Here is a 24,387-nt window from a genome sequence, read left to right as displayed (position 1 = left end):
AAAATCTTCTCAAACTCTTGTTCTGTATGGCTGTAACGACTCTAGGTCAAAAAAATTCTTTACTTTATCAAAGCCCAATTTTTAATCACACTCACTAATTCACTAGGATCATGAATTAAAAAATTTGGGTTTTGTTTACCTAGTGCTTCCGAAGAATTAAACCCCCAACTGACCGCAATTACCTTAATATTCGCCTTTTTAGCAGATTCCACATCTCTAGTTTCATCTCCTACATAAATCACCGCCTCTGGTTTAAACTGTTTTTGACGCAAGACATTATTAATAATTGTGGTTTTGCCAAAAATAGTTACTCCTGAATAAATAAAGTCAAACAAATTATCCAATTTATGGCACTTGAGAAATTCATGCACATTTTCTTGAGAGTTAGAAGTAATAATTCCCAGGTGATAACCTTGATCATGAAGTTCTACTAATGCGGCTTTAATTCCATTAATAAGATGCAATTCGTGGATTTTATGCTTTAATTCTCCTTTTACTTTTTTCACAAGAAAAGGGATTTTGAATAGTGAAACACCAGAATATTTAATAATCTCTCTGGCTGGTAAGTTTCTCAGTAGTGCTAATTCTTGGGAATTAATCGGAATATATCCAAATTCCCTAGCTAAACGATTGGCAATAGTTACAAGAGCATCTACTGTATCAGCAATCGTCCCATCAAAATCAAAAATTATTACTTTCTGGGTCATTATTATGCTTGGATACGTCAAGATTAGCGCGAGCATTACGTCGTAACATTTCTGGTTTAATGCGTCGCAAAGGTGATGCTAGGAATCTTTTATCCCACTCCTCATCTGATATTTGTGCCAATTCTACCAGCTTGGGTTGCAAATTTTGAGGATAAGGATGAAAATCAGTTACATCAGTCACTTGAGCAAACCGCTGATTCCAAGGACAAACATCTTGACAAATATCACAACCTGCTACCCATCCTTGTAAATGAGGTTTAATGTCTGGTGGTAGCTCTTGATCCCGATTCTCTATGGTATGATAGGCAATGCAGCGATTAGCATCTACTACAAATGGTTCAGTAATTGCACCTGTAGGACAAGCTTGTAAACAACGAGTACAAGTTCCGCAATGTTGTGTACTCGGTTGATCCTTTTCTAACTCTAGATTAGTTAATACTTCTCCTAAAAACACCCAAGAACCATATTTCCTGGTAATCACATTACCATTTTTAGCAATCCAACCAATCCCAGCTTTTTCAGCCCAAAGTTTATCTTGGATTGGTCCTGTATCTGCATAATAACGCGCTTTTATATCCGTACCCAGAGATTCTAGCCAACTAGCCAATTCCTTCAGCTTTTTGTCCATGACTCTATGATAATCCCGACCCCAGCCGTAGCGAGAAATTTTGCCATATTCATCACCCTGGGGGCGTGCATGGGGAGTATAATAATTCAATGCTACAGATACAAGCGATCGCACTTCCGGCATAACTAAACTAATGTTCTCACGCCGGGGATTTTTCATCCATTCCATATCAGCGTGATAACCCATTTTTAGCCAATCTCTCAATTTTTGTATTTCTGTCCCTTCTAAATCAGCCACAGCAGCAATTCCCACCTCATGAAATCCTAACTCTTTGGCCTTTGCTTTGACCACTATGCTGTTAATTGATGTACATTCATTCATTTTTCTTATGGGAAATTTAGCAAAGACAAAGGAGATGATCAGTATATCATCAGGCCAGGCTATGATCCCCTAGTTTACTATTCCTGATTACACATATATGTAAATTTTATTTGCAATTTGTTAAGAAATAATGCAATATGGGATGGAAGAGGTCAAGCAACCCAGAGTGATTAACCTCCTAACTTAATTCATAGACCTTGGAGAAATTATGACATTCACTTCTGATTCAGCTTCAACCAGATTTTCTGGAACTTTTAACTATCAAACCACCGACGCTATCCCTGCGACTATTGCTGTATTTAAATCCCTGAGCGTAGATGACCAATTAGCAGTGCTATGGTATGCCTATACAGAAATGGGTCGCTCTATTACACCAGCAGCCACAGGTGCAGCGCGTTTGCAATTAGCAGAAGGTCTTTTAAATCAAATTAAACAAATGTCTCACCCAGAGCAGTTAGAAGTCATGCGCGACTTGGCTGCTCAAAAAAATAGTTCCATTTCTCGCGCCTATGGTATTCTCAGCGTCAACACCAAGTTGGCTTTCTGGTACGAATTATCGGAATTAATGGTGAAAGGCTTTGTTATTCCCGTACCAGCCGGTTATCAACTGTCCCGCGACGGTTCACGAGTTTTAGAAACCTTAAAAGAATTAGATTTTGGTCAACAAATTACTGTTTTGCGGAAAGTAGTCTCAGATATGGGTGTAGACCCCCTAGCTGATTAGATTTTGGATTTTGGATTTTAGATTTTGGATTTTAAATTCCCCACAAGGGATTTAAAAATTTCGGTGTTGCTGATTTTAGGGATGAAAATGATACTGCATACATTCAAGATCCTTGTAGAGACGTTCCATGGAACGTCTCTACCTCCAAAAATCATACTCCAATTCAGCAACGCCAAAATTTCTATATCCTCATAAACTCAATATTTACCCATTTTAGAAGTTACGCAACTGTCACAATAATATCCATAAATAGTCAGTTGCGTAATATCACTTTTTTCTTAGCCTAAACCCATTTTTTTTAATCTTGTATTTCTTCCTTCGCGTCCTTCGCGCCTTTGTGGTTTATTTCTAATCTAAATTAATACAGGTAAATATATGACCGTTGCTAAATTCTCACCACCAAGGAGACTTGAGATTTCAGGAGTCACAGAAACAACAATTTTAAATTACTTTACTACTTTAAATGCTGGGGAATTTACACAAACCGCTGCTTTATTTGCGGAGGATGGTATTATGTATCCACCATTTGAATCTGCTATTATCGGACTAGATGCGATCGCTTCTTATCTTGACAAAGAAGCGCAAGATATCAAAGCCTATCCGCAACAAGGAATAAGTGAGAATTTACCAGAGCATCATACTCAAATTCAGGTGACAGGTAAAGCGGAAACTTCTTGGTGTGGTGTCAATGTCCTGTGGTTATTCATTCTCAACCAAAATAAACAAATCACTGAAGCTAAAATCAAGCTTTTAGCCTCACCCCAAGATTTGCTGTGCTTAAGGCCACCCGATAAAGAATATACAGTTGATCCCGTTTAGCCTTTAGCAGCAGTAGCTTGAGCTAAAGAACGGAATAGCAATTTTCTACCTAGTTCGATATCAGACTGTGAACACTGCCAATCTGGATGTGCTGTCATTAACAAGCTATCTAAGGTTTCCTGATCAAAAAGATGCCATACAGCAGCATCATTAATTTTTGATTCTAGACCATAGCAGTTAGGAGAAATACAGTGAATTATAGAAACGCTGGAAATTCTCGCCAAACTCATCATTTCACCGGGTTGGAGAGAGCGAAACTGACGGATAACTTGTTTAAATTCAGTTATAGAAGATACTAAGAGTCCGGGGATGGCCACTGTTGCTTTTTTATCTCCATTCACCGCAATCCAGTAATGACGACTAGGATCAATTCCTTCTAACCAAGGTGATTCATCATCTAGACGATAGCGGGGTGATAGGCAAAATAAAGCTTCCATAGTTGAAATTCTATCAAATTAGGGATTTTTATGTTTAGTAACCAAATAATCGGGATCATCTGCAAGCAGCCCTATATTCACAGTATTTAATAAGTTAAACTGATATGTCAAATAAATTTAGCAAAAGTTATTAATTAAGTTAATATTTCTTAATCATTAATTTAAGGATCAACATTTATCTGCCAGCTACGCGCACTAATAGAAATAAACCTGTCCCTAATCCAAATAAATTGGGTAGCCATGCACCGATTAGAGGAGAAAGAATACCAGCCTGTGCTAAAGCTCCAGAGACGGATAATAGTAGGTAATAACTGAAAATGACAATCACACTAATACCAAAACTTGTTCCTCTTCCAGTACGTTGAGGTATACTGCCCATAACTGAGCCAACTAAACCAAAAATGACGCAAACAAAGGGAAAAGCGATTTTTTGTTGTATTCGCACTTGTAATTTGCGAATTTTTTGATCATTACCACCCAAACGTTCGATTTCTAATTGTTCTAAAGCTTGGGAAATATTCATTTCCCCATAATCCCGGCTATTTTCCGCTAAAGTTAAAGGTGTGCGAGGTAGTTGTAATTGCTGATGTTCAAATCGTAAAATATTCCGATATGATTGATCAGTTGCTATTAAATAAATAGTCCCATTATAAAAATCCCAAACTTGTTTTTTACCGTTCCATTTAGCTGATTCAGAAATAACAATTTGATTAACTCCGCCGCGAGAACGGTCTATAATTGTTAAACCTTTCATTTGTTTACCATCAAATTGATCAGCATAAAATAGGCGAGAAAGTATTTTATTTTTGCTCCCATTTGCTTCGTTAATTTCTCGATATTCAGGATAATAAATATTTTGTTGTTTAAAAGAAGGTTGATCTGATTTCAGTGCTGCTTCTAGGGTAACAGTAGCTCGATAATTTGCGGCTGGAGCAATTTGTTCATTAAATATATAAGTCATGATCGTAACTGCAAAACTTAACACTACAGCAGTTAAAACCATCCGATAAACACTAACACCACAGCCACGTAATGCAATTAATTCACTTTCGCTGGAAAGACGACTATAAGTCATTAAAGTAGCTAACAAAGTGGACATGGGAAAAGAATAAACCATGACATAAGGTAGCTTTAATAAGAAAACTTCTAAAGCGATGTTAAGTGGTAAACCAGATTCTACAACTTTTCTTAATAATTCAAATAAACTATCAATTGCTAAAACTACAGAAGTAAATGCACCGACACCAAATAAAAATGGTGGCAGTAGTTGGAGCGCCAAATAGCGATCCATGATAGAAAAGGAAAATAGGGAGATGAAAGGAGAGAATGATTTAAACTGTTGAGATGTCATGATTATGTTTCGCGCAAAGATATAAAGGAGCAAAGGCGCAAAATTTAAGATTTTGATAGCTGAGGTGGTATAGGTATATTATGTAGTGGTCATTCCCAGCTTCAGTCTGGGAATGAGTTAATTGTACCCAGCCAACCCGAAATTTTGATTTATATAAACGGTGTTAAATCTAAGTGTTCTTCAATGTGATTCCCTAAAGATTCTAAAAGTTGTTCTCGCTGTTCTCTGTAATTTCCTACACCTGTGGGTAAAGATTTCAAACCTCGTTGTTGACGAAGACGATTTAACCAAGCGCGTCGCCAAGGTCCATTATCAAAAATTCCATGCAGATAAGTTCCCCAAACTGATTGACAACTATCTACTAACCCTAAATTAACATCATCAAATAGAAGTTGACAGGATTTTTGATCTCCGGGGTTTTCTATGCGCGAGCGCCCTTGGTGAATTTCAAAGCCTGTGACAGGTAAACCCGCTTGGGGATAATTGGAGGTAACTTGACGCTGACGGGCAATTTTCTGACCTGTCATTACTGTTTTTATTGGTAATAAATTTAACCCTTGATATCTACCAGCTTGTCCTTCTATTCCTTCTGGGTCGGCTATAACTTGTCCGAGCATTTGGAAACCGCCACAAATGCCTAAAACCGTGCCACCAGAGGCTGCGTAATTTTGAATTGCTTCTGCCATACCGCTTTTTTGCAAAGCTATTAAATCGCCAATGGCGGTTTTTGTTCCTGGTATAATTACTGCATCTGGATGTCCTAAATCTTGCTTAGGATGTAAGTATTTTACTGTTACTGATGGTTCTGATTCTAGGGGGTCAAAATCGGTGAAATTGGCAATTCTGGGTAAACGAATCACCGCAATGTTTAGTTCAGAGTTAGCTTTTGTGGGTTTGCGTTCTAGTAAATCTAGGGAGTCTTCTGCGGGGAAAACCTGTTCTAAATAGGGAATAACACCAACCACAGGTATACCTGTCCGTTCTTCTAACCATTTAATTCCGGGTTCGAGAATTGATCTTTGTCCCCGAAATTTGTTAATGACTACGCCTTTAATCAAGGCGCGTTCATCTGGGTCTAATAGTTCTAATGTTCCCACCACATGAGCAAAAGCTCCACCTCTATCAATATCTACTACTAATAATGTAGGTGCATTTAAATGTTTAGCGACCCGCATATTAGTTAAATCCCGGTGTTTGAGATTAATTTCGGCGGGACTACCAGCACCTTCACAAACTAGGACTTCATAATCTGTAGATAGGCATTCTAAACACTCTTTGATGGTCTGCCAACCGAGTTCAAAATATTGTTCGTAGTAATCTGTGGCGCTGACTGTACCTATGGCTTTACCTTTAAGAATGATTTGGGATGTCATATCCCCCTGGGGTTTAAGTAAAATTGGATTCATTTCTACCCGAGGTACTATTCCCGCAGCCCAGGCTTGTACTGCTTGGGCATAACCAATTTCTCCCCCACTGGCGGTAACATAGGCGTTTAAAGCCATATTTTGGCCTTTAAAGGGGGCTACTTGCAACCCGCGCCGGGAAAGAATCCGACAAATGGCGGTGGTTATCAGTGATTTTCCTGCGTGGGATGTTGTTCCCACTACCATAATTGATTTCATTTTTGACTACTATTTAGTATTATTAGATGCAGTAGTGTATCAGTGAATAAACTGTTATTTTTTGAAGTTGTATAAGTATGGTAGCCAGGATGCCTACCATACAAAATTTTTAACCACAATTAAGTTAGTTAAAAGGGTAAGCGTAACCAACGGGTGATAAAATTATGCCAGCGATCGCTCAGTGTAGCATCAGGAAGATTGTGATTTTTTAACTTTCCGATTAATTGATGACCAAGGGGCGTTAAACGAAAACTGTCTGTAATTCCCTGTCCGTCAACTTCTCGTCGCAATACGCCTACATCAATTAACCAGGCTAAGGCGTTTTCACAGCTTAATTCTGATAATGGGCGCTTGGTGTAATTTTGCTTAACTCCTTTATCCATTGCTACAGCACCCAATTGGATGCTTTGACTAGTCATGGCCATAAACAAATTCAGATTAAAGGGCGAACAAATTAGCGATCGCTCGGCTCTTTTTAGTGCTTCCTTAGTATAAACTAGGGGTTTGAGGTTTGGAGAATCCACAGCAGGCATTTTTTGTTACTCTAAATTGGGCTTTTTGTCAAGGCTTTGAAAATAAATACTTCTGGAGGAACATATTGGATAATCAGGTTATTTAAATATTGTAAATTATTGTAAAATCTTGATTGCATGAATATTTCTTAAACAGGATAAGGTGAATTATGCCTCTAGCAGTTGGTACAGACGCACCTGCATTTACCACTAAAGATACTAACGGTAACACAGTTTCATTGTCTGATTTTGCTGGTAAAACAGTGGTTCTCTACTTTTATCCCAAGGATGACACACCGGGCTGCACTAAACAAGCTTGCAGTTTCCGCGATGCTCACTCAGAATATATAAGCAAAGGTATCGTGGTGTTGGGTGTGAGTGCTGATGATGAAGCTGATCATCAAGCTTTCACTCAGAAGTATAATCTAAATTTCCCTTTATTGGCTGATACCAATAAAAGCATCATTACAGCTTATGATGTTGATGGCGGTGGTTATGCCAAGCGTGTTACTTACATCATTGATGGTAATGGCAAAATTATTGATGTTGATGCTTCTGTTAACACTTCTACCCACGCTAGTGATGTCTTAGCAAAAATTGGGTAATTATCAGCATTGAGTTTTTTTCCTCTGGGTTCTCTGTCTCTTGGGTAAAAGGTAATTTATTATCTAACCACAGAGGCACAGAGGACACAGAGTTAAGAGGTTTATGAGAATTTTTCCGGCTTCAGGTTTTATTTGTCGGGTGATGGTAGAGTTTTTAAGGGCAATTCTGATGCAGTTGGATTTTGTTGTGACTGACTCTGAAGCCGTTTCTGTTGTGCTGCTTTAAATGCTGTTGCTGCTTGATCTAATTGTTGATTCTGTTCTTGGGCGTTCCATTGGATAGTCCCCATTTGTGCTTGATGAATCAGGTTGAACATATTAAAATCTGAGCTATTACCAGACAAGGGGTTACTATTGCGATCACTTTCCAAACTGCTAAAGGGTTGGTTAGGATCAGCTAAGGTAGGTTCTAATGTGACTATAGTAGCAGTAATACTAGCAATAGTCACGGCTATAATTTTGTGAATTGCTAAAAATGATCTTTTCATGAAGTTTCCCCTCCTATTCTGCTGTTTAGACTAAGCAAGACTGCGACGTATTTGGGATTGTATACTAAGTAAAGCAAAGAGGGCAAAACCTAGTAAGACTAATAGTGCATACCCAAAGGTAACATTACCCCAGAAGGCTTGCATGACTATATTATCTAATCCCCAACTGCTATGTAGATATAAGTAGCGAATTGGTTCAATTGCGTAGCTGAGAGGGTTGAGGGTAGCAATAACCTGCAACCAACTGGGCATAAATGATAAAGGCGCTAAGGCTGTACTGGCAAATAATAAGGGAAGATTAGTAACGAAAATTACGGCTATCAGTTCAATGTGTCCCGGTAATGCAAAGGCCAAACCTAGTGATATTGCGGTGACACCCAAGGCGAGAAGAAAGACAATCAAAGCAATCGCACATAATCCCGTAAAATCAGGTAAACCAGCCCCTAAAAATGCCGCTGCTGCCACAATTACCGCCGCTTGTAGTAAGCTTTGGCTAATGATAAAGATAGCAGATGCAAAAACAATTGAAAAGCGTGAGGCTAAGGGTGCAACCAGTAAGCGATTTAAAAAGCCAAATTCTCTGTCAAACATGACGGGTAAACCGGCATTTAAAGCCCCAGCAAAAGCAGTAAATACTATTACACCTGCTGCGAGAAATTGACCGTAATTCGACGTACTACTAAATAAACCTTTGGGGGCATTTTGGAATAACGCCCCAAATAAAACTAACCACATAACGGGCTGAATAATCCCTGCTATCAGGCTGGAAGGTCGTCGTTGCAGTTGAATAAACAGACGACGGGTTAAAGCAACGGTCTCTTGCACAATTTCCCCGAATAAATTGGAGTTTGTATCACCAGTTACATCTGATGAGGTTAGTTGTTGCCAGTTCATAGCTAATTTATCATTACTCATACAAAATGCTAAAATCAAAGGGTATCAATTATAAACATCCCTGCTATTTTAAATTAGCAAAGAATATTTATGATTCTTAATACTATATTATAACTAAAATCATTACAGTATATGATGGGTATATCAAGTCTAAAATTTGATGAAAAGCCGAAACTAGTTTTTTCCCGATCACTAGAAAGATTTTTCATGGTATATCTATTGTGTTTCAAGGTATTTTATTGACCTGTATACAGAATATACTTGTGAGACAAAGTTAAAATTAATACGTTTATAAAAAGTCTGAATTATGAGTGAAGCTTTATTTGTTGTGGAAAATCTGCGTGTAGCCTATCCTCAACGCAGTGGAGAAAGGGAAAACTGGGCTGTTGATGATGTATCTTTTGTTCTCCAATCTGGTCAAAGCATGGGATTGGTAGGAGAGTCTGGTTGTGGTAAATCAACTATCGGTAGAGCAATTATGCGTTTATTACCAGCCTCCAGTCGTGTGGAAGGATTAGTAAAATTTCAAGGAAAATCTGTATTTAATTTAACAGAAATCCAGATGCAAAAGTTTCGGGGAGAAGCCGTGGCTTTGATTTTCCAAGATCCCATGACGCGATTAGACCCATTAATGACTATTGGTAATCATTGTATTGAAACTTTACAGGCTCATGCACCAGAATTATCCAAACAGCAAGCCAAGGAAAGAGCTTTAGCGACTTTAGACAAGGTGAAAATCCCTTCTAATCGTTGGCATCAGTACCCCCATGAGTTTAGCGGAGGAATGCGTCAACGAGTAGCCATTGCGTTAGCTTTGTTATTGAGTCCTAAATTAATTATTGCGGACGAACCAACAACTAGTTTAGACGTGACTGTTTCTGCTCAAATTCTCCAAGAATTAACGCGATTATGTGGAGAAGAAAATATGGGATTATTGTTAATTTCCCATGATTTAGCCATGGTGGGGGAATATTGCGATCGCATTGGGGTGATGTATCAGGGTAAAATAGTCGAAATGGGGAAAACGGAAACTGTATTTGCTCACCCTGAACACAAATATACTCAATCTTTATTAAAAGCAGCTTTACATATTCAACAGGAAGAGGGAAAAGAGAACGGGGAACAGGGAAAACTCAACCAAGAAAATCCCATTTTAAAAATTACCGAACTTAAACAACATTATACCATAGAACCGAATTTTATTGAAAGAATATTTAAAGGAGAAGGTCAAACAGTTAAAGCCGTAGATGGAATTAACTTAGAATTGTATCCAGGGGAAATTTTAGGATTAGTAGGAGAGTCTGGTTGTGGGAAAAGTACACTTTCGAGAACCATCTTACAATTGATCAGTCCCACATCAGGAAAAGTCGAATTTTTAGGACAGGAATTAACCAGTTTATCCCGTCAACAAATCCGTTTTTCCCGGAGACAAATCCAAATGATATTTCAAGATCCTCATGCTTGTTTAAATCCAGCCATGACCGTAGGGGAAAGTATCACAGATCCTTTATTAATTCATAATTTAGCTCATGGAAAAAAAGCCAAAGAACAGGTGTTATGGATGTTAGAAAAAGTTGGTTTAACCCCAGCAGAATTATATTATCACAGTTATCCTGCCGATTTATCTGGAGGACAACAACAACGGGTAGCCATAGCCCGGGCTTTAATTACCCATCCGAAACTGATAATATGTGATGAACCGGTGAGTATGTTAGATGCGAGTGTACAAACCCAAGTCCTCGATTTAATGTTACAATTAAAAGCAGAATTTGATTTAACCTACTTGTTTATTACCCATGATTTATGGTTAGCACGGTTTTTGTGCGATCGCATTGCCGTCATGAATAGTGGTAAAATAGTAGAAATAGGACAGACTAAACACATTTTTGCTCATCCTCAACACCCTTATACCCAAACCCTCCTAGCTGCTGCACCTTTACTAGCAAAAGCTTAAAGGAGTTAGGAGCAAGAAAATGACCAATTACCAAAGTAATAAATGTCTAAAAATTCACCGTCTAATACTTATAAAACCAATAACTATTCCTCTGATAAATGGCAAGAGAGAATAGCACAAATAGCATATCGTTTTAACCGCCAATATCAAAATCAAAAATTTGCATTACCCGAAGAAATAGAAGCAATGCCAATATTTCAGGAATGGATTAATGGCAGATTAAATGATAGAATAGTTTCACCATTTTGGGAAATTGCCCAACCTCAAAAAAATCAACATTGTTTAGATATTGGTTGCGGTTTCAGCTTTTTAATCTATCCTTGGCGAGATTGGCAAGCATTCTTTTATGGACAAGAAATTAGTAATATAGCCAAAGATACCCTTAATTCCCGTGGTTCACAATTAAATTCTAAACTATTTAAAGGTGTAGAATTAGGACCAGCACACCATTTGAATTATCCAGAAGATCAATTTGATTTAGTAATTGCCACAGGATTTAGTTGCTATTTTCCCTTAGAATATTGGCAAGCTGTATTAATAGAAGTCAAACGAGTATTAAAACCAGGAGGAAATTTTGTTTTTGATATTCTCAATTCAGAACAACCTCTAGCAGAAGACTGGGCTGTACTCGAAACCTATTTAGGTGCGGAAGTGTTTCTAGAACCGATTTCAGAATGGGAAAAAATAATTAAAGCTGGGGGTGGTAAGATTGTTAAACAGCAATTAGGAGAATTATTTGAATTGTACAAAGTCCGGTTTTAGAGGGTGTTTGAAAAGTATTAGATGAAACCAATAATCTCTAGAAACCTAACCCCCCAACCCCCCTTCCCTACCAGGGAATGGGGGCTTTAAAGCCTCTCTCCTTGCAGGGGAGAGGTTTGGAGAGGGGTTTATCTATACATTAAGAACTTTTAAAATATCCTCTTAAGATATAATCAGCGAAGTTTATAGCAAACCCAAATCTTTCAAACTGTTGCGTGTAATCTCGACTCTAGCCGATAAATCATCTGGTTTATTTATATCAATATTTGTGGCAAAAAAATAGACATTTTTATTTTGTTCCACATAACCCACAAACCAACCTATTTGGGGTTTGTTGCTACTCAACCATCCCGTTTTAGCTCGCAGTGTGTAATCGGGAGTTTGTTCACGCACCATGATATCTTTGACAAGATCCATTGTTCGTTTTGAAAAAGGTAAATTACCTTGATACAACCGTTGCAAAAAATCAATTTGCGCCTTGGGTGTAATTTTCAGAGGTCCTTGCAGCCAAAAACGATCAATATCTGCGGAAGTACCAATCTGTCGGTTGCCATAACCAACTTTATCAATCCATTGCTGCATTCGTTCATTGCCAATTTTGCGGGCAAGAATTTGATAAAACCAGACAGTTGAATTTTTGAAACCTTGACGTAAATTTGTATCTTGATTCCAACCCGGAAAATCTCGATAAATTCCATCCCAAGTCAAGACAGCTACATCATCAGCAATCACACCTGTTTCTAAAGCTGTCAAAGCGTTGAAAATTTTGAAAGTTGAAGCCGGAGTAAATGCCGTGACATTTCGCTGAGGATTGTGTTCATAGGTACGATTGTTTTTTGAATCATAAATTATAATTGATCCTGTCACCCCAAGTTTTTGGAAATGTCGCCCTAAATCGGGGACTCTAACCTTGACTTTTGGTGAATCTGGAGATAACACAGGGGCGGTTTGTGCCTGAACATAGATTGACCCAAGGCTAATAGTGATTATAGCTGTAAATACCAGACCGAGCGATCGCAGACAACTCAGCACCAGAGGTGAACGCCAAATAGGAAACAAGATTTTTCTCCTGAGAGTGTATTATTTGGAAATATCTATTTTACTTTATCAAAAATCTGCACCCCCAATATCAGCAATGATCATCCGCAATGCCACAGCAACCGACTTACCCGCTATTGTAGCCATTTACAATGCTGCCGTTCCTAGCCGTATGGCTACCGCTGATTTAGAACCCGTATCTGTGGAAAGTCGTCTTGCTTGGTTTAAAGGACGAGTCCCCTCCCAACGTCCCCTATGGGTAGTAGAAACGGAGGGGGTAATTGCTGGATGGTTGAGTTTCCAATCATTCTACGGTAGACCAGCCTATTATTCCACAGCAGAAATTAGTATTTACATTTCCCCAAAATTCCAAGGACGGGGTTTAGGAAAACAACTTTTAGAAAAAGCAATTACAGAAAGTCCCAGTCTAGGTTTAAAAACTTTAGTTGGTTTTATTTTCGCCCATAATCAACCTAGTTTAAAGTTATTTGCTTGGTTTGGTTTTCAAGCTTGGGGAAATCTACCAAAAATCGCTGATTTGGACGGTGTAGAACGGGATTTGATGATTTTAGGTTTGCGTGTAATGTAGGGGTTGGGAGCCGTGTCAAACTCCAATAACTATAATAGTTTTTCCATTGTCTGATAATTGACAATTGGTAGTTTACTCATGGACTCACCTCTATTTGCTGAATACCAACAAAACGAGGTAATTCTTCTAAATCATTACCATATTCAGATAAACAAAGCTCAAGAACCTCCTTTAAATTTTCCTGTAATTCATCTAAACTACCTCCTTGAGTATGCGCCCCAGAAATACCAGGAACAATACCCACATATAATTTAGTAGCTGGATCATATTCAACATAAGCAGTAAAAGTTTTCATAACTTAATTAAACCTCACTATATATTTGCTATCCTACTACAATTAACATCCTGTAAATCCTTAAATCCTGGAAATCCTGATATGGCTAACGCCACGCTTCGCTATCAGACAAAATAATTACAAATTATCTAATAACCCCACCGAAGCACTAACAGCCTCTATTGTAGGTTGGATAGAACGCCGTGAAACCCGACTCTAGTAAACCTAACATTGTCACTGCTCCAAAATACATTTAATTTCATCTGATAAAATGGTTGTTTATTGCGAACGTCGTTTCCCAATCTTCATGGTTAGAAAATCCCTACTGTAAGCATTGCTTCAATTACAGCCGGTAATTTATCCTCTTTTTTATAAACTTGATAACGCTTCATTTCACAACCTCCTCAGAATAAGTAATAACTAAAAAACAAAATATAACTGTAGGTTGGGTTGAAGAATGAAACCCAACATTTTCACATCCCTGATTATCCTATTGTTTCAGCTTTAATTTCCTGCATAATTCTAGAAATTTCTTCCTCAGACTGAATATGACGTGATAAAACTTGTGCAGTTTTATCTAATAAACGTTCATTAAATAACTTAGCTATATCTTGCCGCAAAGCTTGTCCAATATAAAATTTAATCAAAGCTTCTACAGACATATCTTTACTAACAGCTACTTCTTCTATAGATACTAAAGTATCTTTTGGTATATTAAGAGGAAAAACTTCTGTGGCACGGGGACGCAGTTGTAATTTTAATTCTTCCTGATTATTGCTCATATAATCTCCTTTCGGTTTTCGTTGTAGGACGAGCAGAAATAATTCTTTTTCGCGCTTTTCTTTCTACATAAACGACTAACAATAAACGTTGTGATAACGAATACCCCAAAATAAAATCGCGTTGTTCATTATTATCACTAGCGTCTCCTTCTTGATAAAAAGGGTCAAAAAAGACCTCTGCTGCTTCTTCAAATCTAACACCATGCTTAACAAAATTGCTCTCATCTTTATTTGTATCCCATTCAAATTCAACACCCTGAAGTCTATAAACAAAATTCATTATCTATTTTATTTCCTTTCCTGATGAAATTATTATTCGCTGATAATCGCTTTTAATACTCCTTCTGTCTCCGCTTCTAAAGCAAAGATATCTGCATGGCATTTTGTCCAAAACTACCTTCTTCCAGTAGCTTGTAACGTTCAAGTACCTTTTCCTTAGTAGGTTCTAGTAAGCAGTCCAAACGCTGTAGTACCGTCATTGGCAGAATGACATCTCAGTATTTACCACGTACATAGACATCTCTCAATACATCGTCGGCAATACCCCAAATAAAATTAACAATAGCGTTGTGTGTCGTGTAGTTCATATTGCCAGTACAGTAAGCGATCGCATCCTGATAGTTGTAACAGTTTAAAGTGCAGTGTATCTGCTTTATATTTAAGAGTCTTAGTTTTTTCCTAGCTTCAGAGCTAACCTCTGATAAATAACATCTAACCACACGGGAATTACAGCTTTACCTTCATCCAGGGATGCGTTAGCGAAGCTCTCCGTAGGAATCGTCATCTTCCGATCAGATTCTACCAAAGAAAGCGAATCATCCTGTGATAACAACAACATATACTTCTTCCCCAGTAAATCGGGATGACTGGATTCGAACCAGCGGCCCCTTCGTCCCGAACGAAGTGCGCTACCAAGCTGCGCCACATCCCGCCATAGAAATGGTAATTTAGAACCATCATACCACAATTAGCAAAAAATAACAAATTTTTCTGCCGCCGGAGATGTCTTTGCTTGCTAGTATAAGACTTGTATAACTAAAATGGTAAAAGTAGACTGTGACTGTAAAACCAGACTGGTTGCGGGTAAAAGCACCTCAATGGGAGCGTGTTGGTAAAATTAAAGAGATTTTGCGGGATTTAGCCCTGAATACCGTTTGTGAAGAAGCTTCTTGTCCTAACATTGGTGAATGCTTCAATGCTGGTACTGCTACATTTTTGATTATGGGTCCTGCTTGCACCAGAGCTTGTCCTTACTGTGATATTGACTTTGAAAAAAAACCCCAGCCCTTAGATCCCACTGAACCTATAAGACTAGCGGAAGCAGTCAGCCGAATGCAGCTTAATCACGTCGTGATTACTTCCGTTAATCGAGATGATTTACCTGATGGTGGTGCGTCTCAATTTGTTAAATGTATTCATGCTATTCATGATATTTCACCTCATACTACCATAGAAGTATTAATTCCTGATTTATGCGGTAATTGGCAAGCTTTAGAGATAATTCTCCAAGCTAAACCAGAGGTACTGAACCACAATACAGAAACTATTTCCCGTTTATATCGTCGTGTGCGTCCCCAAGGTAATTATGAGCGGACTATGGAATTATTACAACGCTCCCGGCAAATTTCTCCTAAAACTTACACAAAATCTGGTATTATGGTCGGTTTAGGTGAAACAGACGCAGAAGTGCGTCAAGTTATGGAAGACCTCAGAAGGGTAGATTGTGATATTTTGACAATTGGGCAATATCTCCAACCTACTCAAAAACACTTGCAGGTATCTGATTTTATTACACCAACACAGTTTGCAGCTTGGCAAACTTTTGGAGAAGAATTAGGATTTCTACAAGTTGTTTCTTCACCATTGACAAGAAGCTCCTATCATGCAGAGCAAGTCAGAGAATTAATGAAACGTTACCCACGATAGTCCGTTGTCCGTTGTCCGTTGTCCGTTGTCCGTTGTCCGTTGTCCGTTGTTATTTTACCCTAATGACCAATTCCAAAATCCAAAATCCAAAATCCAAAATCTGTTGTTATTTTACCCTAATGACCAATTCCAAAATCCAAAATCCAAAATCCAAAATTTAAAATCTGTTGTTATTTTACCCTAATGACCAATTCCAAAATCCAAAATCCAAAATCCAAAATCCAAAATTTAAAATCTGTCGTGATTCTTGGTGCTGGTGCTTGGGGTACAGCCCTGGCCAAATTAGCAGCAATTAATGGTAATCAGGTGCATTTATGGTCACGTCAGGGATCACAATCCTTAGTCAGTGTACTGGAAAATGCCCACATAGTCTTATCGGCTATTTCTATGCAAGGGGTAAGAGATGTAGCTTCTGTGGTACAATCTTCTCCTGTGTCTCCAGAGACAATCTTTGTCACCGCAACTAAAGGATTAGAAACCAAAACAACATACACACCTTCGCAAATTTGGCAAGAAATTTTTCCAAATCATCCCGTTGTTGTCTTATCAGGTCCGAATTTATCCCAGGAAATTGTCCGGGAATTACCAGCAGCAACCGTAGTAGCTAGTAAAAATATCAATGCCGCCCAAAGTGTACAATTGGTATTTTCTTCCAGTCGTTTTCGTGTTTATACTAATCCTGACCCTGTGGGAGTAGAATTAGGAGGAACGCTAAAAAATGTAATAGCGATCGCTGCTGGTGTATGTGATGGATTAAACTTAGGAACAAATGCTAAAGCGGCTTTAGTCACCCGTGGCTTAACCGAAATAGTGCGAATTGGTAAGAATTTAGGCGCGAAAACGGAAACATTTTATGGTTTATCCGGTCTAGGAGACTTACTAGCTACCTGTAACAGCCCTTTAAGTCGGAATTATCAACTTGGTTATCAGTTAGCTCATGGAAAAACGCTCAAAGAAATTTTAGCGGGTCTTCCAGGAATAGCGGAAGGTGTAAACACTTGTCGGGTATTAATGGAAATTGCACAACAACGAAGTATTGCTATTCCTATTAGTGAACAAGTTTATCAACTACTGGAAGGAGAAGTTACACCTCAACAAGCATTAGATCAACTTATGTTACGAGATATTAAGCCAGAATTTGATGATTTTCCCACAGAACAAATGTGGTAAGTAAGGGTAAAATGCTTACAGAGTAAGGCCTGCAATGAAAATTAAATGATTACCGCTTTCAGTCCCTGAAAGAATTTGCCAAATTGTCAGGAAATTACGTTTTGAATGATGTAAATATGACCATGTAGTTTATAAACATCATGATCAGAAGTATGTTTTTGACACTATGATCAGTTAGAAAAACAACTGTAAATATCTCTAAAAATGGTGATTTTGACTAGTAGATAACTTCTAATTGAAAGTTCGACTCAAGATTAGAATAGCTATTAGTTCCTGATGCTATTAGAAACCAAAAAATCGTTAAAATATATTCTTTTCAGGCAGTGGAGTGCGGCAAAAATAACTATCAAGTTAAAAAAAGGTGCAAAAGCTGATAAATTAAGTTTTCTTCCTTTATGCCTACTTACACTAGTACAAAGTTTTGCCATTAATTGTACATCGAAGACTAAACTGTTTTATTTGATGAGAAATTACGGAATAGCAACCGTTGATTTGATCATAATTTTAACTGCCCTTAATTTATTTTTACCTGGAGCAACTTGAGACATTATGCCAGCAACATCCGTTTATAAAAATACCAACTACGATAGCGAAAATCTAAGCGTACCGGTGGATCTCGAAATCAGTAGTGATGCAGGTGATTTATCTCTAGATGATTTACCGGATTTAGATATCCCTGTAGTTGAATCTGATTTACCCGTTCAAGTTAACCGCAGCAGTACAGACTTAGTTCGTCTCTATCTGCAAGAAATTGGTCGAGTCCGGTTATTAGGAAAAGATGAAGAAGTTTCCGAAGCTCAAAAAGTACAGCGAAACTTACGGATGCGAGTAGTGCTTAGTTTAGCAGCCCAGGAGGGAGATGCGATAATTATCCCTTATTTGCGATTAATTGAGGTACAGGAGCGTTTGGCTTCGGAGTTAGGACACCGCCCTTCTTTAGAACGGTGGGCGGCTACTGCGGGGATAAATTTATCCGATCTTAAACCCACTTTAGCAAATGGTAAGAGACGCTGGGCAGAAATCGCTCAGTTAACCGTGGAAGAACTAGAGCAAATTCAAAGTCAAGGACTACAAGCTAAAGCCCAGATGATTAAAGCGAATTTGCGTTTGGTGGTATCTGTGGCGAAAAAATATCAAAATCGTGGTTTGGAATTGTTAGACTTAGTTCAAGAAGGAACTTTAGGTTTAGAACGAGCCGTTGAGAAATTTGACCCCACTAAGGGTTATCGTTTTAGTACCTATGCTTATTGGTGGATTCGTCAAGGAATTACCAGAGCGATCGCTACTTCTAGTCGTACCATTCGCCTTCCTGTCCATATTACCGAAAAACTGAACAAAATTAAAAAGGCGCAACGGAAAATTGCCCAAGAAAAAGGTCGCACACCTACCTTAGAAGACCTGGCAATTGAGTTAGATATGACACCTGCTCAAGTCCGGGAAGTGTTATTGAGAGTTCCTCGTTCTGTGTCTTTAGAAACCAAAGTAGGAAAAGATAAAGATACTGAATTGGGGGAATTGCTAGAAACTGATAACATTACCCCTGAAGAAACCTTAATGCGGGAGTCTTTACATAAAGATTTGTATAGTCTTCTGGACGATTTAACCGACCGGGAGCGTGATGTTGTTTCCATGCGCTTTGGCTTGTCCGATGGTCATTCTTACTCTTTATCAGAAATTGGCCGGGCCCTTGACCTATCACGGGAAAGAGTGAGACAAATTGAATCAAAGGCTTTGCAGAAACTTCGTCAACCTAAGCGCCGTAACCTTGTCCGCGACTATCTAGAGTCTTTAAGTTAGAAAGTAATGGGTAATGGGTAATTAATTGGTAATTGGTAACGGGTAATTGGTAATTGGTAATTGGTAATTGGTAGTTAATTTCTGTTCCCTGTCCCCTGTCCCCTGTTCCCTGTTCCCTGTTCCCTGTCCCCTGTTCCCTGTTCCCTGTTCCCTGTCCCCTGTTCCCTGTTCCCTGTCACCTATCAACTAGTAAATATTCTCAATAACCAATGATTGTTGCAAATTGGGACAAATATTTGTTATATTCTCAATTAATGAGCTTTGTTGAGAAAATTTAGTATGACTGTCTACACAACTGGTTCACTCAAAGCAGAACTAAACGACCGTGGTTGGCGTTTAACTCCACAGCGCGAAACAATTCTACATATTTTTCAAGAACTCCCCCAAGGTGAGCATTTAAGTGCAGAGGATCTCTATCATCGCTTAGAGACTGACGGTGAAGGTATTAGTTTATCAACTATCTACCGGACTTTAAAGTTAATGGCGAGAATGGGGATTTTGCGGGAGTTAGAATTGGGGGAAGGACATAAACATTATGAAATCAATCAACCTTATCCCCATCACCATCATCACCTAATTTGTGTGCGCTGTAACTCGACTATCGAGTTTAAAAATGACTCTATTTTAAAAATTGGGGGAAAAACAGCGCAAAAAGAAGGTTATCATTTATTAGATTGTCAAATGACTATTCATGCTGTATGCCCTAAGTGCCAAAGGGCGTTAATGCCTATTTAAAAACTAAGGGAGGTGACAGGGTACAGGGTACAGGTGACAGGTTATAGGTGACAGGTGACAGGTGACAGGTGACAGGTGACAGGTGACAGGTTACAGGTGACAGGTTATAGGTGACAGGTGACAGGTGACAGGTGACAGGTGACAGGTGACAGGTGACAGGTTACAGGTTACAGGTTACAGGTTACAGGTTACAGGTGACAGAAATTAACTACCAATTACCAATTACCAATTACCCATTACCAATTACCAATTACCAATTACCAATTACCAATTACCCATGACCCATTACCCATGACCCATTGGTAAATTATTTTTCTTCAATGGTGGCTTCTGCTTGATGGACTAAATTACGGAGGCTTTCTAGTGTTTGTCTAGTTACATCTTGCCATAAACCGCGCTGGTTTGCCTCTAGTAGTCTTTCCGCAATATCACGTAACGCCCAAGGGTTTTTGTTGTGAATAAATTCACGAACCGTGGCATCTTCTAAATATGCTTCAAAGACACCTTGATACATATAATCTTCCACACATTGGGCTGTAGCATCGTAAGCGAAAAGAAAATCTACCGTTGCGGCCATTTCAAATGCACCCTTATAACCGTGACGCATAACTCCAGCTATCCATTTAGGATTAACGACTCGCGTTCGGTAGACCCTGGCAATTTCTGAACTGAGTTGGCGAATTTTGGGCTGGAGTGTATTAGAATTATCGCCAAAGTAGGTTTCGGGATTTTTACCCTGAAGAGAACGCACAGCGGCTGTTAAACCTCCTTGAAATTGATAATAATCATCAGAATCAAGTAAATCATGTTCGCGGTTATCTTGATTGTGGAGGACAATTTGCATTTGCTTTAAACGTTGTTCAAAAGCTTCCACATTCTTATTCCCTGTTACCTGACCAGAAGAATAGGCGTAAGCGCTCCAATTTGTGTAAGCTTGGGCTAAATCCTCGTCATTTTGCCAATTTTGGGAAGCCATTAAACCTTGGAGTCCCGCCCCATAAGCACCTGGTTGAGAACCAAAAACGCGATATTGCGATCGCTCTTGTGCTACATCTAAAGATAAACCCTGTTGAGTCCATTGTTCAGTTTCTTGACGAACCATATCTGCGAGGGGATTTTGATCAGGGGGTTCATTTAAAGCTGAAACCGCTTTTACAGCTTGATCAAATAAAGTGATTAAATTAGGAAAAGCATCCCGGAAAAAACCCGAAATTCTCAGAGTAACATCCACACGGGGACGACCCACAACCGCCAAAGGTAATATTTCAAAATCTATCACCCGTCGCGCTACACCATCCCACACAGGTTTAACACCGAGCAAAGCTAAAGCCTCCGCTAAATCATCACCACCTGTCCGCATGGTAGCCGTACCCCACACCGATAAAGCGAGAGTTTTAGGATATTCTCCATTTGCTTGGGTGTAGGTTTCAATCAGGGTTTCAGCCGCTTTTCTGCCGATATCCCAGGCTGTTTCCGTGGGAATGGCACGAATATCAACAGCGTAAAAGTTTTTACCAGTGGGCAGAACTTCGGGACGGCCGCGCGTCGGTGCGCCGGAAGCACCACTTTTGACATATTTTCCATCCAGTCCCCGGAGGAGGTTGGTGATTTCTTCGCTGGTTTTTTGCAGGGACGGGAGAAGTTTGTCGCTAATCCAGTTTTGGGTTTCTGTTCCGGCTATGATTTTTTCTACTAAATGGGCGGCTTCTATTTCTAGGAGTTCAACGACATCCCCAATGATATGACAGGATTTAAGTCTCTCGCAGAGGCGCACAGACCCAGAGAGGGGGGTGGAAAGGTCATCGGTGAGGGGATCTATGTCTATGTCCCATTGTTTGGCTATCGTGCGGGTAATACCTATAGAATAGCGGTTGGGGATGCGGGCGATCGCTACTATTAAATCTCTTAGTTGGGTTCCTTGGGGACATTGGCCGAATATGTGTAGGCCGTCGCGGATTTGGGCTTCTTTGAGTTCGCACAAGTAACCGTCTAGGGAGTTTAAGATTAAGGTTTCAAAATTGGTGATGTCTTTGGGGTTGGTAATTCCTAAGTCTTTATATAGGTTTTCTTTGATGACTAATTCTTTGATGCGATCGCTAATTATTGCTAATCTGGAAGGATCTAAACTTTCGGCTTCGTAATATTCATCAATGAGGTTTTCTACTTGTTGCAATCCTCCATATAATTGCGCCCTTGTCATGGGCGGTGTTAAGTGATCAATTATTACTGCTTGGGCGCGTCTTTTAGCCTGTGAACCTTCACCAGGATCATTGACAATAAATGGATATAAATGGGGCATTGGTCCCAAGGCAATTTCTGGATAACAATTATTAGATAAGGCGACACTTTTACCCGGTAGCCATTCTAAGTTACCATGTTTTCCTAGATGAATTATGGCATCCGCAGCCAAAGATTCTCGCAGCCAATGATAAAAGGCTAAGTAATTATGTGTTGGTTCTAAATCTGGTGCATGATAATTTAAAGTCGGATCAAGATCATAACCTCTTGATGGTTGAATACCCACAAAAATATTACCAAATTTAATTCCCGAAATTGCCAAATTTTGAATTGTTTCTACTGCTCCCCACCGTTCAATAATTTCTTGTTGTATATTTGCAGGTAAGGTGGCAAAATATTTTTGATATTCGGCTGCTGAAAGACTTTGATTTATTGGTTTCCAGTCTCTTCCTTCGGGATCATTGGTGATGCTAGATGTGAGAATTTGAATTAATTCGTCTCCAGTTTCAGGAATATTTCCTACTTCATAACCAGCTAATTTTAAAGCTTTGAGAATTTCTACACAACTGGCAGGACTGTCCAATCCTACGCCATTGGCCAGCCTTCCGTTGGTGTTGGGGTAATTTGCTAAAATTAAGGCTACTTGCCGTTCTGAGGGCATTTTTACGCGCAATCGTACCCAATTTGCAGCCAGTTGGGTAACAAATTCAATGCGATCGCTCAAGGGTTCATAAACTACAATATCGGTTTCTAATTTGTGATTTCTAGTTTGCAAAGTTTTGAAGGATACAGCCCTACTAATAATCCGTCCGTCTACTTCTGGTAAAGCCACATTTATAGCAATATCACGGGGTGTTAAACCTTGTGATTCTGATTCCCATTGTTCAATGGAACTAGCACAAAGAATTACTTGCAAAACCGGGACATCTAATTTTTCCCAAAGTTCAATTTGCGGTATTTCTGTTTCTAATTGCGCTAGGGAAAAACTGGTGGTATTCATTAATAAACTAATATTTACCCCATTTTGATCTGTAAACCATTCAGATAATTTATCACTTACACCAGGTTCACGCAATGAAGAGACAAAAACTGGTACAGGTTGTAAATTTTTCTCTAACAAAGCATTACACAAAGCATCAATAACTTTAGTATTTCCTGATAAATAATGAGCGCGATAAAACAAAATCCCAACTTTTGGGAATGGGTAATTGGTAATTGGTAATTGGGTATTATTCTCAGTTCCTAACCTCCCATACAAACCCACACGGGGAACAGGTTGTGGAGGTAGAGGATTAAATTCTGTTAATAAAGCCGTATCAGCGATAAATTTTAAAGCATTGAGGAAATTTTCTGTACCACCTTCTTGAAAATATTGCCAGATTTTCTGGACAATTTCTGGAGCAATTGTAGATTTGGAGATTAAATCAAGATCAAGTCCGTCATCTCCTGGCATTATAATTAGGGTTGTGCCATTACGTTCTCCAATTTCCTGTATAACTTCTAGACCATAATTCCAATAAGAACTTCCCCCAATAAGACGCAGAACAATTACTTGCGCTGATTCTAATACTTGTTCGCTATAAGTATCTATACTGATTTGTTGTTGTAGTTGTAATAAATTAGCGACTCGAATTTCCGGAAATTCATCAGGTAATTGAGAAACTACAGTTCCTAGAGTTTGAATATCAGTATCTGCTGCTGTAATCAATACAAAGGGTGCTATAGTTTGTTCTAGGAAAAATAAACCTTCTGATTGATTCCAGCCTCCAGCAGTAGCATTTATACGGTGCATAGTTGGTAATTAATAATGACATAACATTTATTGTAGGTTGGGTTGTTCGCGTTAGCGTTGCAAAGCAATGGGAACGAAACCCAACACCCCCTACTATTGTACTAGATAGCGTTTCCACAAATCCTGAGGTGGGATATGGTAATATTATAAGAGTTTCCTTGGTATCAACAGATTTTCAGAGAAAGTGAAAAACGGGGTGAAAGACGAGCTATACTGTCATCC

General features: G+C 38.9%; 25 protein-coding genes and 1 tRNA gene. 10 read left to right on the top strand and 16 right to left on the bottom strand.

The genetic code is table 11. The features are described 5' to 3' along the window. Window positions 1–59 precede the first annotated feature (59 nt). The gene (locus ACIR131C_RS0111225) at window positions 60–707 is read right to left on the bottom strand and encodes an HAD-IA family hydrolase (protein ID WP_028090271.1); all 648 of its coding nucleotides are present in this window, start codon (window positions 705–707) and stop codon (window positions 60–62) included. Continuing rightward, window positions 682–1,656 carry a tRNA epoxyqueuosine(34) reductase QueG gene (gene queG, locus ACIR131C_RS0111220; protein WP_028090270.1) on the bottom strand — a complete coding sequence of 325 codons (975 nt, stop codon included), beginning with the start codon at window positions 1,654–1,656 and terminating at the stop codon, window positions 682–684. Before queG ends, ACIR131C_RS0111225 begins: the two co-directional genes overlap by 26 nt. A 208-nt stretch (window positions 1,657–1,864) precedes the next feature. Here queG and ACIR131C_RS0111215 point away from each other — a divergent pair, with 208 nt between their 5' ends. Together ACIR131C_RS0111215 and ACIR131C_RS0111210 are read left to right on the top strand one after the other, a co-directional pair. Beyond that, window positions 1,865–2,380 carry an orange carotenoid protein N-terminal domain-containing protein gene (locus ACIR131C_RS0111215; protein ID WP_028090269.1) on the top strand — a complete coding sequence of 172 codons (516 nt, stop codon included), beginning with the start codon at window positions 1,865–1,867 and terminating at the stop codon, window positions 2,378–2,380. A gap of 375 nt (window positions 2,381–2,755) precedes the next feature. Beyond that, window positions 2,756–3,199 (top strand): ketosteroid isomerase family protein, encoded by a 444-nt coding sequence (locus ACIR131C_RS0111210; protein ID WP_028090268.1) that lies wholly within the window; start codon window positions 2,756–2,758, stop codon window positions 3,197–3,199. On the opposite strand, the gene ACIR131C_RS0111205 is transcribed toward ACIR131C_RS0111210, so the two are convergent. From ACIR131C_RS0111205 to ACIR131C_RS0111190, 4 genes are all read right to left on the bottom strand, one after another. Further along, a complete protein-coding gene (locus ACIR131C_RS0111205; RefSeq protein ID WP_028090267.1) occupies window positions 3,196–3,636 on the bottom strand; it encodes a hypothetical protein in 441 nt (146 codons plus the stop codon). The two genes, ACIR131C_RS0111210 and ACIR131C_RS0111205, sit on opposite strands and share 4 nt — an antisense overlap. A gap of 175 nt (window positions 3,637–3,811) precedes the next feature. Continuing rightward, a complete protein-coding gene (locus ACIR131C_RS0111200; RefSeq protein ID WP_028090266.1) occupies window positions 3,812–4,927 on the bottom strand; it encodes an LptF/LptG family permease in 1,116 nt (371 codons plus the stop codon). Between the two features lie 209 nt (window positions 4,928–5,136). After that, window positions 5,137–6,609: a cobyric acid synthase CobQ gene (cobQ, locus tag ACIR131C_RS0111195; protein ID WP_028090265.1), complete on the bottom strand. Its 1,473-nt coding sequence runs from the start codon at window positions 6,607–6,609 to the stop codon at window positions 5,137–5,139. A 128-nt stretch (window positions 6,610–6,737) separates the two neighbouring features. After that, window positions 6,738–7,142, bottom strand: a complete 405-nt coding sequence (locus ACIR131C_RS0111190) for an Npun_F0494 family protein (RefSeq protein WP_028090264.1) — start codon at window positions 7,140–7,142, stop codon at window positions 6,738–6,740. Window positions 7,143–7,291: 149 nt separating this feature from the next. On the opposite strand from ACIR131C_RS0111190, the gene ACIR131C_RS0111185 reads away from it, so the two are divergent. Continuing rightward, a complete protein-coding gene (locus tag ACIR131C_RS0111185) occupies window positions 7,292–7,726 on the top strand; it encodes a peroxiredoxin (protein WP_028090263.1) in 435 nt (144 codons plus the stop codon). Window positions 7,727–7,854: 128 nt separating this feature from the next. On the opposite strand, the gene ACIR131C_RS0111180 is transcribed toward ACIR131C_RS0111185, so the two are convergent. After that, entirely contained in the window at window positions 7,855–8,214 is a 360-nt protein-coding gene (locus tag ACIR131C_RS0111180) for a hypothetical protein (protein WP_028090262.1), read from the bottom strand. A 30-nt stretch (window positions 8,215–8,244) separates the two neighbouring features. Next, complete coding sequence (locus ACIR131C_RS0111175) at window positions 8,245–9,129, bottom strand: ABC transporter permease (RefSeq protein ID WP_028090261.1); 885 nt, start codon at window positions 9,127–9,129, stop codon at window positions 8,245–8,247. A 286-nt stretch (window positions 9,130–9,415) separates the two neighbouring features. On the opposite strand from ACIR131C_RS0111175, the gene ACIR131C_RS0111170 reads away from it, so the two are divergent. Then, window positions 9,416–11,062 (top strand): dipeptide ABC transporter ATP-binding protein, encoded by a 1,647-nt coding sequence (locus ACIR131C_RS0111170; RefSeq protein WP_028090260.1) that lies wholly within the window; start codon window positions 9,416–9,418, stop codon window positions 11,060–11,062. Between the two features lie 42 nt (window positions 11,063–11,104). After that, the gene (locus ACIR131C_RS0111165) at window positions 11,105–11,824 is read left to right on the top strand and encodes a class I SAM-dependent methyltransferase (RefSeq protein WP_028090259.1); all 720 of its coding nucleotides are present in this window, start codon (window positions 11,105–11,107) and stop codon (window positions 11,822–11,824) included. 183 nt (window positions 11,825–12,007) lie between these two features. Here ACIR131C_RS0111165 and blaOXA read toward each other — a convergent pair whose 3' ends face one another. Beyond that, window positions 12,008–12,883: a class D beta-lactamase gene (gene blaOXA / locus ACIR131C_RS0111160; RefSeq protein ID WP_081677188.1), complete on the bottom strand. Its 876-nt coding sequence runs from the start codon at window positions 12,881–12,883 to the stop codon at window positions 12,008–12,010. A 76-nt stretch (window positions 12,884–12,959) separates the two neighbouring features. On the opposite strand from blaOXA, the gene ACIR131C_RS0111155 reads away from it, so the two are divergent. Continuing rightward, on the top strand, window positions 12,960–13,451 hold the full coding sequence (locus tag ACIR131C_RS0111155) for a GNAT family N-acetyltransferase (RefSeq protein WP_028090257.1): 492 nt from the start codon (window positions 12,960–12,962) through the stop codon (window positions 13,449–13,451). 76 nt (window positions 13,452–13,527) lie between these two features. Here the strand turns inward: ACIR131C_RS0111155 and ACIR131C_RS0111150 are convergent, their stop codons facing one another. The 6 genes from ACIR131C_RS0111150 to ACIR131C_RS0111130 all read right to left on the bottom strand — a co-directional run bounded on the left by ACIR131C_RS0111150 (window position 13,528) and on the right by ACIR131C_RS0111130 (window position 15,438). Further along, on the bottom strand, window positions 13,528–13,746 hold the full coding sequence (locus tag ACIR131C_RS0111150) for a type II toxin-antitoxin system HicB family antitoxin (RefSeq protein ID WP_028090256.1): 219 nt from the start codon (window positions 13,744–13,746) through the stop codon (window positions 13,528–13,530). A gap of 464 nt (window positions 13,747–14,210) precedes the next feature. After that, window positions 14,211–14,507: a hypothetical protein gene (locus ACIR131C_RS0111145; RefSeq protein WP_028090255.1), complete on the bottom strand. Its 297-nt coding sequence runs from the start codon at window positions 14,505–14,507 to the stop codon at window positions 14,211–14,213. Next, window positions 14,497–14,787, bottom strand: coding sequence for a BrnT family toxin (locus tag ACIR131C_RS0111140; protein ID WP_028090254.1), 291 nt, complete (start codon window positions 14,785–14,787; stop codon window positions 14,497–14,499). Before ACIR131C_RS0111140 ends, ACIR131C_RS0111145 begins: the two co-directional genes overlap by 11 nt. A gap of 76 nt (window positions 14,788–14,863) precedes the next feature. Further along, a complete protein-coding gene (locus ACIR131C_RS27100) occupies window positions 14,864–14,992 on the bottom strand; it encodes a hypothetical protein (RefSeq protein ID WP_334310495.1) in 129 nt (42 codons plus the stop codon). 182 nt (window positions 14,993–15,174) lie between these two features. Continuing rightward, window positions 15,175–15,345, bottom strand: coding sequence for a hypothetical protein (locus ACIR131C_RS25520; RefSeq protein WP_155963088.1), 171 nt, complete (start codon window positions 15,343–15,345; stop codon window positions 15,175–15,177). 19 nt (window positions 15,346–15,364) lie between these two features. Beyond that, window positions 15,365–15,438: transfer RNA gene (locus tag ACIR131C_RS0111130), tRNA-Pro, on the bottom strand. Window positions 15,439–15,563: 125 nt separating this feature from the next. Between ACIR131C_RS0111130 and lipA the strand changes: the two genes are divergently transcribed. The 4 genes from lipA (at window position 15,564) to ACIR131C_RS0111100 (ending at window position 20,135) form a co-directional block, all read left to right on the top strand. Next, the gene (gene lipA / locus ACIR131C_RS0111125) at window positions 15,564–16,433 is read left to right on the top strand and encodes a lipoyl synthase (protein ID WP_028090253.1); all 870 of its coding nucleotides are present in this window, start codon (window positions 15,564–15,566) and stop codon (window positions 16,431–16,433) included. 183 nt (window positions 16,434–16,616) lie between these two features. Next, window positions 16,617–17,603, top strand: a complete 987-nt coding sequence (locus ACIR131C_RS0111120; RefSeq protein ID WP_051347543.1) for an NAD(P)H-dependent glycerol-3-phosphate dehydrogenase — start codon at window positions 16,617–16,619, stop codon at window positions 17,601–17,603. 549 nt (window positions 17,604–18,152) lie between these two features. Then, window positions 18,153–19,400, top strand: a complete 1,248-nt coding sequence (gene sigC, locus ACIR131C_RS0111110; protein ID WP_028090250.1) for an RNA polymerase sigma factor SigC — start codon at window positions 18,153–18,155, stop codon at window positions 19,398–19,400. Window positions 19,401–19,679: 279 nt separating this feature from the next. Beyond that, window positions 19,680–20,135, top strand: coding sequence for a Fur family transcriptional regulator (locus ACIR131C_RS0111100; RefSeq protein WP_028084223.1), 456 nt, complete (start codon window positions 19,680–19,682; stop codon window positions 20,133–20,135). A gap of 307 nt (window positions 20,136–20,442) precedes the next feature. Here the strand turns inward: ACIR131C_RS0111100 and cobN are convergent, their stop codons facing one another. Continuing rightward, window positions 20,443–24,165 (bottom strand): cobaltochelatase subunit CobN, encoded by a 3,723-nt coding sequence (gene cobN, locus ACIR131C_RS0111095; RefSeq protein WP_028090249.1) that lies wholly within the window; start codon window positions 24,163–24,165, stop codon window positions 20,443–20,445. Between the last annotated feature and the right edge of the window lie 222 nt (window positions 24,166–24,387).

Source organism: Dolichospermum circinale AWQC131C, assembly GCF_000426905.1.
GTDB classification, from domain to species: domain Bacteria; phylum Cyanobacteriota; class Cyanobacteriia; order Cyanobacteriales; family Nostocaceae; genus Dolichospermum; species Dolichospermum circinale.
This window is presented reverse-complemented; position numbering and strand designations above follow the sequence as displayed.

What these genes read in the sequence shown, in the direction of transcription:
- ACIR131C_RS0111225 (WP_028090271.1), bottom strand. Translation starts at nt 707, where the DNA reads ATGACCCAGAAAGTAATAATTTTTGATTTTGATGGGACGATTGCTGAT.
- queG (WP_028090270.1), bottom strand. Translation starts at nt 1,656, where the DNA reads ATGAATGAATGTACATCAATTAACAGCATAGTGGTCAAAGCAAAGGCC.
- ACIR131C_RS0111215 (WP_028090269.1), top strand. Translation starts at nt 1,865, where the DNA reads ATGACATTCACTTCTGATTCAGCTTCAACCAGATTTTCTGGAACTTTT.
- ACIR131C_RS0111210 (WP_028090268.1), top strand. Translation starts at nt 2,756, where the DNA reads ATGACCGTTGCTAAATTCTCACCACCAAGGAGACTTGAGATTTCAGGA.
- ACIR131C_RS0111205 (WP_028090267.1), bottom strand. Translation starts at nt 3,636, where the DNA reads ATGGAAGCTTTATTTTGCCTATCACCCCGCTATCGTCTAGATGATGAA.
- ACIR131C_RS0111200 (WP_028090266.1), bottom strand. Translation starts at nt 4,927, where the DNA reads ATGGATCGCTATTTGGCGCTCCAACTACTGCCACCATTTTTATTTGGT.
- cobQ (WP_028090265.1), bottom strand. Translation starts at nt 6,609, where the DNA reads ATGAAATCAATTATGGTAGTGGGAACAACATCCCACGCAGGAAAATCA.
- ACIR131C_RS0111190 (WP_028090264.1), bottom strand. Translation starts at nt 7,142, where the DNA reads ATGCCTGCTGTGGATTCTCCAAACCTCAAACCCCTAGTTTATACTAAG.
- ACIR131C_RS0111185 (WP_028090263.1), top strand. Translation starts at nt 7,292, where the DNA reads ATGCCTCTAGCAGTTGGTACAGACGCACCTGCATTTACCACTAAAGAT.
- ACIR131C_RS0111180 (WP_028090262.1), bottom strand. Translation starts at nt 8,214, where the DNA reads ATGAAAAGATCATTTTTAGCAATTCACAAAATTATAGCCGTGACTATT.
- ACIR131C_RS0111175 (WP_028090261.1), bottom strand. Translation starts at nt 9,129, where the DNA reads ATGAGTAATGATAAATTAGCTATGAACTGGCAACAACTAACCTCATCA.
- ACIR131C_RS0111170 (WP_028090260.1), top strand. Translation starts at nt 9,416, where the DNA reads ATGAGTGAAGCTTTATTTGTTGTGGAAAATCTGCGTGTAGCCTATCCT.
- ACIR131C_RS0111165 (WP_028090259.1), top strand. Translation starts at nt 11,105, where the DNA reads ATGTCTAAAAATTCACCGTCTAATACTTATAAAACCAATAACTATTCC.
- ACIR131C_RS0111155 (WP_028090257.1), top strand. Translation starts at nt 12,960, where the DNA reads ATGATCATCCGCAATGCCACAGCAACCGACTTACCCGCTATTGTAGCC.
- ACIR131C_RS0111150 (WP_028090256.1), bottom strand. Translation starts at nt 13,746, where the DNA reads ATGAAAACTTTTACTGCTTATGTTGAATATGATCCAGCTACTAAATTA.
- ACIR131C_RS0111145 (WP_028090255.1), bottom strand. Translation starts at nt 14,507, where the DNA reads ATGAGCAATAATCAGGAAGAATTAAAATTACAACTGCGTCCCCGTGCC.
- ACIR131C_RS0111140 (WP_028090254.1), bottom strand. Translation starts at nt 14,787, where the DNA reads ATGAATTTTGTTTATAGACTTCAGGGTGTTGAATTTGAATGGGATACA.
- ACIR131C_RS25520 (WP_155963088.1), bottom strand. Translation starts at nt 15,345, where the DNA reads ATGTTGTTGTTATCACAGGATGATTCGCTTTCTTTGGTAGAATCTGAT.
- ACIR131C_RS0111120 (WP_051347543.1), top strand. Translation starts at nt 16,617, where the DNA reads ATGACCAATTCCAAAATCCAAAATCCAAAATCCAAAATCCAAAATTTA.
- sigC (WP_028090250.1), top strand. Translation starts at nt 18,153, where the DNA reads ATGCCAGCAACATCCGTTTATAAAAATACCAACTACGATAGCGAAAAT.
- ACIR131C_RS0111100 (WP_028084223.1), top strand. Translation starts at nt 19,680, where the DNA reads ATGACTGTCTACACAACTGGTTCACTCAAAGCAGAACTAAACGACCGT.
- cobN (WP_028090249.1), bottom strand. Translation starts at nt 24,165, where the DNA reads ATGCACCGTATAAATGCTACTGCTGGAGGCTGGAATCAATCAGAAGGT.